Annotated in this window: 11 protein-coding genes; 3 read left to right on the top strand and 8 right to left on the bottom strand. The window is 47.2% G+C overall.

The genetic code is table 11. From position 1 onward, the window contains the following. Positions 1-76 precede the first annotated feature (76 nt). Both AB4323_RS01340 and AB4323_RS01335 read left to right on the top strand, forming a co-directional pair. Positions 77-1,273, top strand: a complete 1,197-nt coding sequence (locus AB4323_RS01340; RefSeq protein WP_017062710.1) for a 3-phenylpropionate MFS transporter — start codon at positions 77-79, stop codon at positions 1,271-1,273. Between the two features lie 118 nt (positions 1,274-1,391). Continuing rightward, positions 1,392-4,823, top strand: a complete 3,432-nt coding sequence (locus AB4323_RS01335; protein ID WP_372132782.1) for a PAS-domain containing protein — start codon at positions 1,392-1,394, stop codon at positions 4,821-4,823. A 117-nt stretch (positions 4,824-4,940) separates the two neighbouring features. Here AB4323_RS01335 and AB4323_RS01330 read toward each other — a convergent pair whose 3' ends face one another. The 4 genes from AB4323_RS01330 to AB4323_RS01315 all read right to left on the bottom strand — a co-directional run bounded on the left by AB4323_RS01330 (position 4,941) and on the right by AB4323_RS01315 (position 8,906). After that, positions 4,941-6,326 carry a class II fumarate hydratase gene (locus AB4323_RS01330; RefSeq protein WP_372151432.1) on the bottom strand — a complete coding sequence of 462 codons (1,386 nt, stop codon included), beginning with the start codon at positions 6,324-6,326 and terminating at the stop codon, positions 4,941-4,943. Positions 6,327-6,338: 12 nt separating this feature from the next. Continuing rightward, on the bottom strand, positions 6,339-6,725 hold the full coding sequence (locus tag AB4323_RS01325; protein WP_017068852.1) for a hypothetical protein: 387 nt from the start codon (positions 6,723-6,725) through the stop codon (positions 6,339-6,341). Positions 6,726-6,925: 200 nt separating this feature from the next. Next, on the bottom strand, positions 6,926-8,629 hold the full coding sequence (locus AB4323_RS01320) for a sodium:solute symporter family protein (RefSeq protein WP_017062715.1): 1,704 nt from the start codon (positions 8,627-8,629) through the stop codon (positions 6,926-6,928). A 10-nt stretch (positions 8,630-8,639) separates the two neighbouring features. Next, positions 8,640-8,906 (bottom strand): DUF4212 domain-containing protein, encoded by a 267-nt coding sequence (locus AB4323_RS01315; protein WP_010435433.1) that lies wholly within the window; start codon positions 8,904-8,906, stop codon positions 8,640-8,642. A 448-nt stretch (positions 8,907-9,354) separates the two neighbouring features. Between AB4323_RS01315 and AB4323_RS01310 the strand changes: the two genes are divergently transcribed. Beyond that, complete coding sequence (locus AB4323_RS01310) at positions 9,355-11,106, top strand: potassium/proton antiporter (protein ID WP_102333894.1); 1,752 nt, start codon at positions 9,355-9,357, stop codon at positions 11,104-11,106. On the opposite strand, the gene AB4323_RS01305 is transcribed toward AB4323_RS01310, so the two are convergent. The 4 genes from AB4323_RS01305 to pyrI all read right to left on the bottom strand — a co-directional run bounded on the left by AB4323_RS01305 (position 11,103) and on the right by pyrI (position 15,248). After that, complete coding sequence (locus AB4323_RS01305) at positions 11,103-11,732, bottom strand: response regulator transcription factor (RefSeq protein WP_102333893.1); 630 nt, start codon at positions 11,730-11,732, stop codon at positions 11,103-11,105. The two genes, AB4323_RS01310 and AB4323_RS01305, sit on opposite strands and share 4 nt — an antisense overlap. 212 nt (positions 11,733-11,944) lie before the next feature. Continuing rightward, a complete protein-coding gene (locus AB4323_RS01300; RefSeq protein ID WP_102333892.1) occupies positions 11,945-13,792 on the bottom strand; it encodes a protein-disulfide reductase DsbD in 1,848 nt (615 codons plus the stop codon). Positions 13,793-13,967: 175 nt separating this feature from the next. Further along, positions 13,968-14,456: an arginine repressor gene (locus AB4323_RS01295; protein ID WP_017063664.1), complete on the bottom strand. Its 489-nt coding sequence runs from the start codon at positions 14,454-14,456 to the stop codon at positions 13,968-13,970. A 327-nt stretch (positions 14,457-14,783) separates the two neighbouring features. After that, positions 14,784-15,248: an aspartate carbamoyltransferase regulatory subunit gene (pyrI, locus tag AB4323_RS01290; protein WP_017062720.1), complete on the bottom strand. Its 465-nt coding sequence runs from the start codon at positions 15,246-15,248 to the stop codon at positions 14,784-14,786. Positions 15,249-15,259 lie beyond the last annotated feature (11 nt).

The raw sequence follows: 15,259 nt of genomic DNA, 5'->3' as shown, positions 1-15,259 counted from the left end.
AATAATTCCCTTTTTCATCGTATGCGAGATAGGCATAATTGGTGCTGCCTTTTTCCGCACACTTTATAGGTCATTTATGTTTAGCCCTTCACCCTATGGCTGGATCTCTCAGTATTTTCTTGGTTTCTTTTTTGCGTATGGCGTGTATTTGCCATTTTGGGCGTTGTGGTTTGAAGACCAAGGCGTGTCTGCTGGTGATATTGGCGTATTGATTGGTATCGGCTTTGCGACTCGTTGTGTGGCCAACTTAGTGATTACGCCGCGTATCCATAAAGTGGAACACTTGATGCCAGCGCTACGCTGTTTGAGTTTCGCTGCGCTGCTGTTTGTCGGTTTCCACTTCTTCACCGGTGGCAGCTTTATACTGATGTTGTTGGCAACGGTACTGTTTAACCTCTGTTGTGGGCCGATCATTCCTCTTTCTGATGCGATGGCTAACCATTACAGTCGTTTGAAAATGCTCGACTACGGCCGAACTCGTCTTTGGGGATCAATTGCCTTTATCGCAGGTTCAACGGTTGTTGGCTATTTGGTGGCACAATTCGGCACTGACATGATTTTGTATACTGCGCTTGCCGGTGTGTTGCTGTCATTGATTCTTGCGATGAGAAACCCCAATGTGATGCCAGTAACACAATCTGAGCAACAAGCGGCGCGACCAAAACTAGGTGAACTGCTGCGTGAGTCGTCAGTGGTAAAGTTTTTAGCCTTGATGGCGCTGCTGCAAGGTAGTCATGCGGCTTACTACAGTTTTAGTGCGATTTATTGGAAAGAAGCGGGTCACTCAGAAGCTATCATCGGTTATTTGTGGAGTTTAGGTGTTGTTGCTGAAGTGGCCGTATTTGCTCTGAGTAAGCGATTATTCTCAGGCTGGTCACTGCGTACTTTGTTTGTCGTCGCGGCTATTGGGGTGATGGCGCGTTGGGGTATAACCGCATCAACCACGGCGATTTTTGCACTGGTGATGGTGCAGTTGCTGCACGGTGTGACCTTTGCCATGGCACACATCGCCGCGATTCAATACATCCAATCTGAAGAACAAAACAAGATGGTTGCGCTACAAGCCCTGTATAACGCGATTCCATTAGGTGCCTTTATTGCACTGATGACCACCTTAAGTGGTTGGGGTTATGAGCTTTGGGGCGCAAATATCTTCTGGGGCATGGCTGCAATGGGTGCACTTGCTCTGTTCATTAAGTTGGATGAAAGAAGTTCAGTGGTTGAGATTAATCAATCAGATTCGGAACAGTCAGAATCTCACAGCAAATGCTGATAATTAGAGTCTAAAGCACAGAATTTAAGCGATGCGATTGAGTTAATCACCCATCCTTAGTTAAATGAAACCTCTCCCTTATGGAGAGGTTTTTTTATGGATGAAAAAAGGGTTTTCAATGCAAGGATGGATAGTAATTCCAGTCTCTTTAGCCTACTTGGGCGTGTTATTTCTGATCGCTTGGTATGGAGACAGGCAGGTTCGTTGGCTATCGCGTTGGCGCCCGTGGATCTATAGCCTTTCGATTGCCGTGTATTGTACCTCTTGGACCTTCTATGGAACGGTCGGGCAGGCGAGTAACAACCCTTGGTCTTTTTTACCCATTTACCTCGCCCCGATTCTAGTCTTTACACTAGGCTGGCGGATCTTGGCGCGGCTGATCCTGATTGCGAAGCGGGAACATATCACCTCCATTGCCGACTTTATCGCGGCTCGTTATGGAAAATCTCAGGGCTTAGCGGTGGCGGTGACGGTTATCGCCGTGGTTGGTATCCTTCCTTATATTGCTCTGCAACTGCGTGGTATTACCATGGGGTTGGATATTGTTGCACCCAACCTAGCGGCTGACTTCGGTTATCAGGACTATCATGTGTCTTGGTTTGTGGTCGGTGCTTTGGCTATTTTCACCATGCTGTTTGGTACAAGACACATTGATAACACAGAGCATCACCGTGGCATGATGATGGCGGTGGCGTTTGAATCCATCGTTAAGCTCGCGGCATTCCTGATCGTTGGCCTATTCATCATGTATCTGGCGATGAGCAGCGACAAGATCGACTTGCTTGATGTGGCGGCTTCCACCTACGAATCACCCAATATTCCGACCTTAATTATTCATACCGTTTTAACCATGTTGGCGATTGTCTGTTTGCCCCGCCAGTTCCATACCATGGTGGTAGAGAACGAACGTCCTCAAGACCTGCATACCGCTCGCTGGTTGTTTCCGCTTTACCTGATTTTGATGGGACTGTTCGTGCTGCCAATTGCTTGGGCAGGACAAGGACTACTTACTGGTATGCCAGCGGATACCTATGTGATCAGTGTGCCAATGTCAGAAGGCGCTAATCACATTGCCTTGCTGGCTTTCCTTGGTGGTACGTCTGCGGCAAGTGGCATGGTGATAGTGTCGACCATCGCCTTGGCGATCATGGTGTCGAATGATTTAGTGATGCCACTGTTACTGCGCCGTATGCGCCTAACCCAAAGAACCCATCGACACTTTTCTGGCCTGCTATTGGTGATTCGCCGCGGGCTAATTTTACTGCTGTTACTGGGTGCTTGGCTGTTTTATCAAGCGCTCGATACCATCCATTCACTGTCAGCGATTGGCTTTCTTTCCTTTGCTGCGATTGCTCAATTCGCGCCAGCACTTATTGGTGGTTTGTACTGGCGCCCGGGTAACCGCAAGGGCGTGTATGTCGGCTTAATGGTGGGCTCGTTGATTTGGCTGATTACCTTGATGAGCCAAACCAGCATGTTGGCTGGCGACAGTGACAGTAACCTTTTACTGTGGATTATCACGCCGCCAGAACTGCTCAGTAGCTGGAATATCAGCAGTTCAAACTGGGGCATTGTGCTGAGTATTGTACTTAATACCTTGTGCTATGCCGTGGTTTCGATGACGACTCGCCCAAGCCTAAGTGAGCGCTTACAATCAGCAGCATTTGTTGGCACGCCGCTGCCTGAAAACGAGAATATCAGCCTTTACCAGAACCGAGTGACGGTCGCTGAATTAGAGATGCTGGCGTCGCGTTTTGTAGGCCGTAAGCGTGCCAAAAGTGCCTTACACAGCTATTGGCAACAACACGGTCAGCCGCTGCTTCCTAATCAACAAGCGCCTGCAAGTCTGATTCGACACGCAGAGCGCGTGCTCGCCGGAGTATTCGGTGCTTCATCTGCTAAGTTAGTACTTACTTCTGCTTTGCAGGGAAGAAACATGCAGCTTGAAGAAGTCGCGACCATCGTTGATGAAGCTTCGGAACTGTACGACTTCAGTCGCGGTTTACTGCAAGGCGCGATTGAACATATTGGCCAAGGCATCGCAGTAATCGACAAACAAATGAGGCTGGTTGCATGGAATCAGCGTTACCTAGAATTGTTTGAATTCCCTGCGGGTTTGATTCAGGTTGGGCGACCCATTTCAGACGTGATTCGTCATAATGCCGAGCAAGGGTTGTGTGGCCCAGGTGACCCGGAAGATCACGTTCGCCGCCGTGTTTATCACCTTGAGCAAGGCACTCGACACACCTCTTCTCGTATTCGTCCTGATGGCCGAGTGATTGAGGTGCAAGGTAACCCAATGCCAAGTGGTGGTTTTGTGATGAGCTTTACCGACATCACGGTATTCCGACAAGCAGAGCAAGCGCTAAAAGATGCCAATGAAAGCTTGGAATCGAGAGTGCATGAGCGAACTCAAGAGCTCGAAAAACTGAATCATCGCTTGGTAAAAGCCACGCAGATTTCGGATCAAGAATCACAATCTAAGAGTCGTTTTCTAGCCGCGGTAAGCCACGATTTGATGCAGCCGCTCAATGCCGCACGTCTATTTGCTTCGTCACTGTCTGAGGTGGCAAAAGAGCAAGAGGTGAAGCAATTGTCATCTCACATCGAGAGTGCACTTGGCGCCGCAGAAGATTTGATTGGTGACTTGCTAGATATCTCTCGATTGGAGTCCGGAAAGTTAGAAACCAACATTCACGCGATTGCCGTGCATGACGTATTAACCAATTTGAACGCGGAATTTAGCGCTCTAGCGAGACAACAGAAAATTGAGTTTAAGATGATTCCGTCGTCATTGTTCATTCATTCAGACCCTAAGCTGTTGAGGCGTGTGATTCAGAACTTTTTGACCAATGCGTTCCGCTACAACCCGGAAGGGAAAGTGGTACTGGGTGCGAGAAGAGTCAATGGACAGGTTCGAATTGATGTGTGGGATAATGGAACCGGTATCGATGAAGACAAGCAACAAGAAATCTTTGAAGAGTTTACTCGTGGCAGCCAAGTACGAGCCGATCAAGGATTGGGGTTAGGGTTAGCAATCTCGAAAGGTATTGCTCATGTGCTTGGCCATCAAATTTCGATGCGCTCATGGCCGGGGCAAGGCAGTGTCTTTTCCATCACTTTAGCTAGAGCGGAAAAAGTGGCTCCAGTTGTGCAAGCTTCGACGCCAATGGCGACCAGCGACATCGAACATCTCAAGATATTGTGTGTCGATAATGAACGAGAAATCTTAGTCGGTATGGAAAACCTGATCGGACGTTGGGGCTGTGAGGTTAAGACGGCGGTTGATTTGGTCGAAAGCTTGCAGTGCCTAGATGAGGGTTGGCTACCTGATGTGATTTTCTCTGATTACCGTTTAGATAATGGCAGAACGGGTCTCGAAGTCCTGCAGCAGTGTCGCTTGCGCCTCGGAGACTCTTTTGAAGGGGTCATCATTAGTGCCGATAGAACCGATGACATGTTGGCAGCGATAAAGGCCAACAGCTTTCGCTTTATTGCCAAGCCAGTGAAGCCACTTAAGTTAAGAGCGGTCTTGAATCGAGTGAGCTAGTTTGGGTTAACAGGCTCGGATTAGTACGTTCGTGAGCGGATAGTGAAAAGGCCTCAGATGAGGCCTTTTTTGTCTCTGTTTTTTTTGCGAACGCCGATTCGCTTGTTAATTCAATAACTAACCAGCAATGCCACCTTGTGTCAGTGTGGTTGGATCAAGCAGTTTACTGAGCTCTTCTCGGCTAAGATCGGTTTCTCTTTCTGCGACATCCAGAATTGGTAAGCCTTCTTTGTAAGCTTTCTTGGCAATATCAGCCGCCTTCAAGTAGCCAATCACAGGGTTAAGTGCGGTCACTAGGATTGGGTTCTTTGACAGTGCCAAATCGAGATTGTCTTGGCGTACCGTGAAGGTCGCGATGGCTTTGTCCGCTAAAGCGACTGAGCTGTTTGCCAATAACTCAATACTTTCCAACACGTTATGAGCAATCACTGGCAGCATCACATTAAGTTGGAAGTTACCTGATTGTCCGGCTACGGTAATGGTGGTGTCGTTGCCAATGACTTGCGCCGCCGCCATAGCTGCAGCTTCTGGAATCACAGGATTTACCTTGCCAGGCATGATCGATGAGCCTGGTTGTAGAGCCTGTAATTCAATTTCCCCTAAGCCAGCCAACGGCCCAGAGTTCATCCAGCGAAGATCGTTTGAGATCTTCATGATCGCAACTGCTGCCGTTTTGAGCTGACCTGACAGCGCAACGATCGCGTCTTGACTGCTGAGGCTAAAAAAGAAGTTTTCACTCGAGCTAAAACTGATCTTTGTCGATTGAGACAGGTTACTCGCAAACTTATCGGCAAAGCGTGGGTCAGCATTGATCCCTGTTCCAACCGCAGTACCACCTTGTGCTAAAGCCTTGATAGCGGGCAGGGTGTTCTCTATTGCTTGCTTAGCGTGTTCTATCTGAAATTTCCAACCACCTAGCTCTTGAGCAAAGGTCATTGGCATCGCATCCATTAGATGAGTGCGGCCGGTCTTCACGACCTCCGCAAGTTCCTGTTGTTTGATGGTGAGTGCTTCAGAAAGGTGAGTTAATGCAGGTAATAGCTTATTTTCAGCCATCAAAGCAACGCTCACTTGAATTGCGGTTGGCACCACATCGTTACTGCTTTGGCCCATGTTGACGTGATCATTGGGGTTCACGTCGCCTTGCAAGCTTCTTGAGGCAAGCGTAGCAATCACTTCATTGGCATTCATGTTGGAACTGGTACCTGAACCGGTTTGGTAGACATCGATAGGGAATTGATCGAGGTGTTTACCCTCAATGATCTCTTGGCTGGCTTCGGCTATCGCGTTGGCAATATCACCTTCCAGTAGACCTAACTGAGCATTGGTATCTGCCGCTGCCTGTTTAATTAACGCCAGTGCTTGAATAAAACTGGTCGGCATCTTGTGAGAGCTAAACGCGAAGTTATCCGCTGCACGCTGAGTTTGTGCTTGGTATAGCGCATCGGCAGGGACTTTCACTTCGCCCATGCTGTCTTTTTCATTCCGAAATTGTAGGGTCATGTTCTATCCTTGTTAGCCAAGTGGGGCTTGGACTTGTTTTAGTGTTTGGCTGAGATTCAAAAAACGCGCTTGGCCTTGAGGTTGCTGGCAGTAGTGGCGCTTCAAATAAAATAGTGGTGAGTGAATAGAGTCTAGGCAGATATGACGAAAGGCGAAACTGCGCTGAGGAGACTCAATCGCTTCAATCAAATGAAAGAAAACTTGGCGTAGATACAGCTCGCACAACAAGATGTTTTCTTGAGCGGCATGCTTTTCATAGTAAGCCGAAAGCGTCAGTGCACACTCGATATACTCTCGAATTACAAACGGCTCATGGCCTTGAACTTGTTCTAATGAAGCAAAGCGATCCTGTGCTTTGTAAAATCTCGAATAGAGAACCTGCTGCTCTTTCATCATCATCTGCATCTCTTTATTGGATGTTAATGATAATTATTATCAAATAAAATTTTAAAAACAACCCTTTGTTTATCTTTTTATAAAGTGAGCAGAAAAAGAAAAAGCCGATACACGAAGTATCGGCTTTCTGGAGTCAGTACCTAATCCCTACAATGTAAGTACTGATTCATTTTTTGCTAAACATCTTTGTTTAATGGTCGTGCTTAGTGGTCGTGAGCTTCACCTGCACCTTTCGGGTAACGGATGTTCTCAACCATATCTTGTACATCTTGTGGTACTTCAGCAGTTACTTTGTTTACAGCAATCGATACTACGAAGTTTAGACACATACCTAGCGTACCGATGCCTTCTGGGCTGATACCAAACCACCAGTTTTCAGGTGTGCTTGCTGCTGGGTTAATGAACTTGAAGTAGATGATGTAGCTTGCTGTGAAGGCAATACCTGACAACATACCTGCAATTGCGCCTTCCTTGTTCATCTTCTTGTAGAAGATACCTAGGATAATCGCTGGGAAGAAGGATGCTGCGGCTAAGCCGAAGGCAAACGCTACTACCTGTGCTACAAAGCCTGGTGGGTTAATACCTAAGTAACCGGCACCGACAATCGCGACCATGGCTGCCAGACGAGCGGCTAACAGCTCCTGCTTGTCGGTCATGTTTGGTCTGAAGCCTTTCTTCAACAAGTCATGTGAAATCGACGTTGAGATGACCAATAGTAGACCCGCGGCTGTTGATAGTGCGGCTGCTAGGCCACCGGCTGCAAGCAGTGCTACAACCCAGTTTGGTAGTTTCGCTAGCTCTGGAGAAGCCAGTACGATGATGTCACGGTTAATCTTCATCTCGTTGCGCTCATCGCCCGAGTAGAACATTTTGCCATCGCCGTTCTTATCTTCCCAACCTACTAGGCCAGTGCTTTCCCAGTTTTTGTACCAGCTTGGTGCGTCCGCTGCAGCGACACCTTGCATGTCAGGGCCGTTGATTGTTTCGATCATGTTTACACGAGCGAATGCTGCAACGCCTGGTGCTGTTGTGTATAGCAATGAGATGAACAGTAGTGCCCAACCCGCTGAGATACGAGCATCACGTACTTTTGGTACCGTGAAGAAACGAATGATTACGTGTGGAAGACCCGCAGTACCGACCATTAGAGCCGCACAGATGAAGAATACATCTACCATGCTCTTGTTACCTTCGGTATAGGCGGTAAATCCGAGTTCTTCGGTCAGTCCATCCAGTTTATCAAGAAGGTAAACATCTGTGCCTGATAGCGTAGAGCCCATACCAACTTGTGGAAGTGGGTTACCTGTCATCATGATTGAGGTAAAGATTGCTGGAACAAGGAAGGCGAAAATGAGGACACAGAATTGAGCTACCTGCGTATAAGTGATGCCTTTCATGCCACCTAGTACTGCGTAGAAGAACACAATACCCATACCAATGATGATGCCTAGGTTAATATCAACTTCTAGGAAACGAGAGAATACAACGCCCACACCACGCATCTGGCCTGCAACGTACGTAAACGATACGAAGATTGCACAGAATACCGCTACCATACGTGCCGTTTTCGAGTAGTAACGCTCACCGATGAAATCAGGAACCGTAAACTGACCGAACTTACGTAGGTAAGGTGCTAAACATAGCGCAAGTAGTACATAACCACCTGTCCAACCCATTAGGTAAACCGCACCGTCGTAACCAACGAATGAGATGATACCTGCCATTGAGATGAATGATGCTGCCGACATCCAGTCAGCGGCGGTCGCCATGCCGTTTGCTACTGGGTGTACACCACCGCCAGCAACGTAGAACTCACTAGTAGACCCTGCACGAGCCCAGATTGCGATGCCGATATATACCGCGAAAGTAATACCGACGAGAATAAACGTCCAAGTTTGAATATCCATGTTCTAGCCTCTAGTCTTCCTGTACGTTGTATTTTTTGTCGAGCGCATTCATGCGGACAACGTAAATAAATATCAGCGCCACGAAGGTGTATATCGAACCTTGCTGAGCGAACCAAAATCCTAGCTTGAACCCGCCAAACTGAACGGTATTGAGGGCATCCACAAATAAGATGCCAGCGCCGTAAGACACCGCAAACCAGACCGCGAGCAGTGTTCCCATAATTCCCAAGTTTTCCTTCCAGTAGGCTTGAGCATGTTCCGTAGATTCGAACGCCATTGCCTTCTCCTTTATTCCGTTTTCGTAGAAACTGTTTTTGTGAAACCGTTTTGTAAAATAGCGTGTTAACGTAATGTTACGATTTAGAATGTAGCAAGGATAAGTCAAGGGATCTGTGCAACTTTAGTCGGGATGGTATTAGCGCTAATGTACTGAAATATGGGAGCTAGGAGACATAATCATAGAAAAATGTGATGTTAAAATGTTGTTAAATTAGCCAAAGGTCTAACAAAAAGGGATGAATTAGACTGCGAGTCATAAAATTTAACAACTAAATGACCGAGAAACGGTATTTAGCCCTGCTTATGACACGAAGCGAAACATAAGTTTGTTATAGTAACAACGGCACTTTCACCGACCGTGCCTTGCTAAACGGCAGAAGATCAACAAGCTAGTGGCAAAAGATCAACAGGCTTAAAGCTCGGATTTTATTCTTTGGGGGAACGAATTGGACGCAATAACCATTAACCACTTATTCTTGACTGGTGCCGTACTCATCGCCATCAGCGTGCTTTTCTCACAAGTGTCCTCTCGATTGGGCGTTCCGATTCTTTTGATCTTTTTATTCGTTGGTATGTTAGCGGGTGAAGATGGACCCGGTAATATTCATTTCGATGATTACTCACTGACCTACTTGGTGAGTAACCTTGCGCTTGCCGTGATTCTGTTGGATGGCGGTATGCGAACCAAGGTGGCGAGCTTCAAGGTCGCTTTCTGGCCTTCGCTCTCGCTGGCGACGATAGGTGTCGCATGTACAGCAACCTTAACCGGATTAATGGCGGCTTGGCTGTTTGACTTGTCATTAATGCAGGGCATCTTGGTCGGGGCGATTGTTGGTTCAACCGATGCGGCAGCGGTATTCTCTTTGCTGAAAGGACAGAGTCTCAATGAGCGTGTTGGCTCAACCCTAGAGATCGAATCGGGCACTAACGACCCAATGGCGGTCTTCCTGACGGTGACCTTAATTGCGCTGTTAGGTAACCCTGACGCTGAGATGGAAATGAACTTCCTACTGCAAAGTTTTGCGATGCAGTTTGGTATCGGTACTCTTGTTGGTATTGGCGGCGGCTGGGTTCTATGGAGCTTAATCAATCGAGTACAATTGGCTGATGGCCTTTATTCCATTCTGGTACTCAGTGGGGGCGTGGCTCTGTTTGCGTTCTCTAACATGCTTGGCGGCAGCGGCATCTTATCGATTTACCTAGTGGGCTTGTTCATTGGTAATCGTCCGACGCGCTCGCGACACTCGATTCTTAATGTTCTTGATGGCATGACGTGGCTAAGCCAGATCGTGATGTTCTTGGTATTGGGTTTATTGGTGACGCCATCAACGTTGATGGACATTGCTCTGCCTGCGCTGGCACTGGCCTTCGGTATGATTTTGTTTGCTCGTCCGCTGTCGGTTTGGTTGGGTTTGCTGCCGTTCAGAAGCTTTACCACCAAGGAACGTTGGTTTGTTTCTTGGGTCGGTCTACGCGGCGCGGTACCGATCATTCTGGCGGTGTTCCCGATGATGGCTGGCCTGCCTAATGCTCAGCTTTACTTCAACATCGCGTTCTTCGTGGTTATGGTGTCGCTGATTGTTCAAGGCGGCAGCTTGATGAAAGTCGCGAGATTGGCTCAAGTGACGCTACCTCCAACGCCGACACCGATTTCTCGTACTGGCATTGAAATTTACCCTGCTAGTGAGTGGGAGATGTTTGTCTACAAGCTGAAAGAAGAGAAGTGGTGTGTGGGCGAACCACTAAAGCGTTTGTCTATGCCGGAAGGAACGCGAATTACTGCACTGTTTAGAAAGGATGCCTTGCTTCACCCATCAGGCAGCACCGTGTTAGAGGCGAACGATATCTTATGTGTGCTTGGTCAAGATAAAGATCTAGATAGCCTAAGTGAGCTCTTCAGTGAGGCACCTTTGGCAGAAGAAGCCGCTCGATTCTTTGGTGACTTCTTCTTAGATGTTGGGTTGTCGGTCGCTGCGGTAAGCGATTGTTATGGTATTGAACTTGGCTCGGAAGAAGAGCGAGAAATGACCCTAAAACAATTGGTTGATCAGGAGCTTGGTGCACACCCGGTATTAGGCGACAGCTTCGAGTGGCATGACATCACTTGGGTGGTTGCAGATATAGATGATCATAAAGTCGTCAAGCTGGGTTTATGTTTGCCTAAGACGACTTTAGAAGAGGATGTAAACGAAGCTTAATTGTGGATTTCTTGTAGCAAGATAACTGCTTGAGTTCGGTTTTTCACATCCAGTTTACGGAAGATGGCTGTCATATGCGCCTTGATGGTCGCTTCCGAAACATTTAATTCATACGCGATTTGCTTGTTAAGCAAGCCGTCAGAAAGCATCCCTAATACCTTGTATTGCTGAGGCGTCAGTGTGGAAATCTTTTCTGCAAGGTCGCTACACGCTGCATTATTGGTGATAAGCCCTTCAGGGAAGAACGGGTCGCCATTCAGCACTTGATTCAGTGCACTCACCAACTCACGCATATCACTCGACTTAGGAATAAAGCCAAACGCACCGTGGCTCTTCACCTGAGTGACCACGCTGGCATCTTCACTGGCAGAAACCACCACAATCGGTAGATCTGGGTATTCAGCGCGCAGTTGAATTAAGCCTGACATGCCATTGGCGCCCGGCATTTTCAGATCGAGCAGTAATAGATCCGGCTCGCCTTCTTTCTTTAGCAGAGTCAGTAAGGCATCGAGAGAATCGGCCTCAAGCAGGTTCGCACCACTGATCGCCATATGAACTGACTGAAACAGGGCGTTGCGAAAGAGAGGGTGGTCATCAGCAATGATGATGGTATAGGTCGAGTCCATGACGTTCATACTTTTAACAATTTAGTTAATATTTATTATCATCCTGATTGAGTATGTGGACAATATCTATGCATTAAAAGTCTGAACCATATCGACTTTTATCCCCGGAATAAGAAAGCGTTACTCTGAATAGCAAAAAAGCCGCACTGCCATCTCGTTACGGAGGGGCGGTGCGGCTTTCGATTCGGCTTATATTTTAGTGAATATTGCCGTTATAGCTGGTGGTTTTGCATGTGTTTTAAGAATACATCGGCAGGCATAAAACCGGTTACACGAGCATTTGGAACATGGTTACCCTCACCATCCCAGAACTCAATCGTAGGTAAGCCAAGTACCTGTAATTGTTTAAGCAGTTCAATGTCTTGAGGCATGTTTCTCGTTACATCGGCTTGTAGCAGTACGAAGTCAGAAAGCTTGTTTTCCACATCAGCTTGATGGAAGGTGTACTTCTCGAATTCTTTACATGCCACACACCAATCGGCGTAGAAGTCGAGCATCACAGGCTTACCGAGTTTCTTCGCTTCGATGAGCTGGATTTCTAGTTCTTCAACCGTGTTGATGCGTGCAAATTGGATGTGTTGTTCTACCGTCACGCTCTTTTCTGCAAACCAGTAATTGAGCGCAGGTTGAGCTGATGCGAACAGGCCAAGCATCGCAATGATGCCCACAGCGCTTTGCTTCCAGCCACCAAATGGCAGTGCATTCTTACTGTGGTAAAGCCAACCAAAGGCGATGAAGCCAAGGCCAGACCAAAGCACGGTTGCCCACAATTCAGGAATGATGCGCTCTAGCAGGAAGATAGGCGCGGCAAGCAAGATAAAGCCGAATACGATCTTCACCTTGTTCATCCAGCTGCCCGCTTTAGGCAATAGCTTATTACCAAACACTGCCACTAAAATCAGTGGGATACCCATACCCATAGCCAACGCGTACAGAGCAATTGCACCGGTAAATAGGTCACCACTCTGAGCCACATACAGCAGTGCGCCTGACAATGGCGCCGTGGTACAAGGTGAACACACCAAGCCAGAGATAGCGCCCATTGCGAATACGCCCAAGGTATTGCCACCTTGCTGCTTGTTGCTTTGGTTGTTGAGCCAAGTTTGGATGCTGCTTGGCAGTTGCAGGTTATAAACGCCAAACATCGACATTGCTAACGCCACGAACAGAACACTCAGCGCGATCAGCACGTAAGGGTGCTGCATAGCGGCTTGGAATTGCATGCCTGCTGAAGCAACCACTAAACCTAATAAGGTGTAGGTTAACGCCATGCCTTGCACGTAAATAAAGGACAGCATCAGCGCGCGACCTTGGCTGAGTTTGCCACCACCTAAAACGATACCCGTTAGAATCGGATACATAGGCAGCACACACGGCGTAAAGGCTAAACCAACACCGAGTGCTAAGAATAATAGAGGGGTCCACCAACTGTCACCGAGCTTATCGGCTAAGCCTGCTTCTTTTGAAACAGGGGCATTTGGCTGTTGAGTCGTGTTACTTACAACGTCTGCTTTCGGAGATGTTGGTTGCGTAGAAACATCGGTTTCGTTGCCAGCAGAAGATGAAGCTTGTGAGTCACTACCTTGCGAATTAGCAGAACCTGTTGCTGTGAAAGGTTCAATGTCGATGATACGAGTCTCTGGTGGGTAGCAGAACCCTGCGTCCGCACAGCCTTGATACTTAACGATCAGCTGTGAGCCATCTTGGTAACTCTGCAGAGGAACTTGCACGAATAACGGCTGAGTATAAATGCTCACCTCACCGAAGAATTCATCTTGGTGCGGCTTACCATCTTCTAATTCAACATTACCGATAGCGAGATTTTGCCCGGTGAACGAGAGGCTATGTTGATAGAGGTAGTAGCCCTCTTTTACTTGCCAGTCGAGAAGGACTTTGTCGTCTTGCTGGTAGTAATTGAAAGGGAAAGCTTGGTCTACAGGGACAAAACCATTGTTATTGCCTCCGAAGCTTGGCTCGGCGTTGTCGTTCCCAAATAGCGCCCACGCAGGCTGGGTGAATAGGGAAACACAAACAAAAAGTAATGTGGCAAGTCGTCGCATACTATTTAGTCATCAAAATGGAGTTGAAGGTATCTTAACTCAATCAGACCGTAATAGTTTGCTATTAGTTTCATCGGCAAACAAATATCCCCTAAGGCGGGATAGCGATTTTATTGGGTAATCGAGTGGGGAGCTGCAATTCAACTTGAGTGACTTGCCTTTGTAAAAGAGACATTTAAGCTACACCCAAGCGTGCTTTTACTACTTGTTCGCAAGCATCAATATTCATCGTATCTTTTGGAATAATAAGCACGGTATCATTACCGCCAACGGTGCCGATAATCTCAGTATGTGGGTCGATATCGACTAATCTTGCGACTAATTGAGCACAACCTGGATGAGTTTTTACGATGACCATCGCTTGGTTATGAGTGATGAATTCGATTTGCGATGAGATGGATGCATCGACACGAACCGGTGCACTTTCAACCGTGATGCAGTAAACCTTTTTACCGCAAGCATTCTGAATTTTGACAACACCAAGCTGTGACAAAATACGAGATACGGTCGATTGGCTGATACCGGTATAGCCAATATCGACGAGTTTCTCTCGCAGTTGATTTTGGGTCGAGAAGCTTTGTTGTTGTAGTAAGCGTTTGCACGCTGCAGTCAGTGTTTTATCTTCAGCTGAATACAAGCAACCGTGCTCAGTGATTGGGTTCATGAACAACTCCTTAAGGTCAACATGTGGTTATCGCTTGTCCATAGCGCCGAGCGTACTCCCAAAGCCGTAGAGTACGATTGTTAAATAGGGCTTACCGATGAATCCCGAAATAAAGAGGGAAGGTATGCGTAATGTATGATCGTCTACCCATTGAGTCTACCACTAAAGGATAGTTATCTTTTTGAAGGGGATCACCAAATAAAATTCTAGTTAATTGCTTTTATTTTGGAGTTTTATTCTTTTGTTAAATGGATATTTATTCCAAGTTTGGCATAAATATCCATCGGTATTAGGGTGCTTTGGAGACCGTGATAATGGCGCTAAGGGTTAGCGAATTTCACTCATGATCTCGCGAGAGAATACTTTTTCACAGTAGTGACATTTTAGCTGCACGTTTTCCTGTTTTAGCTGCACTTTAAAGCTGCTTTCGACAGGTTCACCGTGCGAAATACAGTTGCTATTCGGGCAAGAGTAGACACTGTGGATTTGCTCTGGCAGCACAAGGGTTAGCTTATTAACCACTTTATACTCTTCAATCTGATTGACCGTTGCCTGCGGAGCATAAAGAGCCAATTGGTTGGCTTGTTCCTTGGTCAGGAAGATGTTCTCAATCTTGATTAGATCTTTATGGCCAAGTGCCGATGATGGCAGGTTTAAGCCCATAGTGATGCGCTGTTCTGTCTTGTGTAGCTTAAACAGTTTAAGGATTTTGATACCAAGGTGAGCAGGGATGTGGTCAATCACGCTGCCGTTACGGATCGCTTCTACTTGTAGCTGAGTTTGTTTAACCATGACTGTTTCTC

The sequence above is a fragment of the Vibrio sp. 10N.261.52.C11 genome, from assembly GCF_041471405.1.
Taxonomy (GTDB): Bacteria; Pseudomonadota; Gammaproteobacteria; order Enterobacterales; family Vibrionaceae; genus Vibrio; species Vibrio crassostreae_C.
The sequence above is the reverse complement of the archived record's forward strand: the minus strand, read 5'-3'. Positions and strand labels throughout refer to the sequence as shown.

Bases quoted from the DNA above. Each gene is read 5' to 3' on its own strand.
- AB4323_RS01340 (WP_017062710.1), top strand. From the start codon at position 77: ATGTTTAGCCCTTCACCCTATGGCTGGATCTCTCAGTATTTTCTTGGT.
- AB4323_RS01335 (WP_372132782.1), top strand. From the start codon at position 1,392: ATGCAAGGATGGATAGTAATTCCAGTCTCTTTAGCCTACTTGGGCGTG.
- AB4323_RS01330 (WP_372151432.1), bottom strand. From the start codon at position 6,326: ATGACCCTACAATTTCGGAATGAAAAAGACAGCATGGGCGAAGTGAAA.
- AB4323_RS01325 (WP_017068852.1), bottom strand. From the start codon at position 6,725: ATGATGATGAAAGAGCAGCAGGTTCTCTATTCGAGATTTTACAAAGCA.
- AB4323_RS01320 (WP_017062715.1), bottom strand. From the start codon at position 8,629: ATGGATATTCAAACTTGGACGTTTATTCTCGTCGGTATTACTTTCGCG.
- AB4323_RS01315 (WP_010435433.1), bottom strand. From the start codon at position 8,906: ATGGCGTTCGAATCTACGGAACATGCTCAAGCCTACTGGAAGGAAAAC.
- AB4323_RS01305 (WP_102333893.1), bottom strand. From the start codon at position 11,732: ATGGACTCGACCTATACCATCATCATTGCTGATGACCACCCTCTCTTT.
- AB4323_RS01300 (WP_102333892.1), bottom strand. From the start codon at position 13,792: ATGCGACGACTTGCCACATTACTTTTTGTTTGTGTTTCCCTATTCACC.
- AB4323_RS01295 (WP_017063664.1), bottom strand. From the start codon at position 14,456: ATGAACCCAATCACTGAGCACGGTTGCTTGTATTCAGCTGAAGATAAA.
- pyrI (WP_017062720.1), bottom strand. From the start codon at position 15,248: ATGGTTAAACAAACTCAGCTACAAGTAGAAGCGATCCGTAACGGCAGC.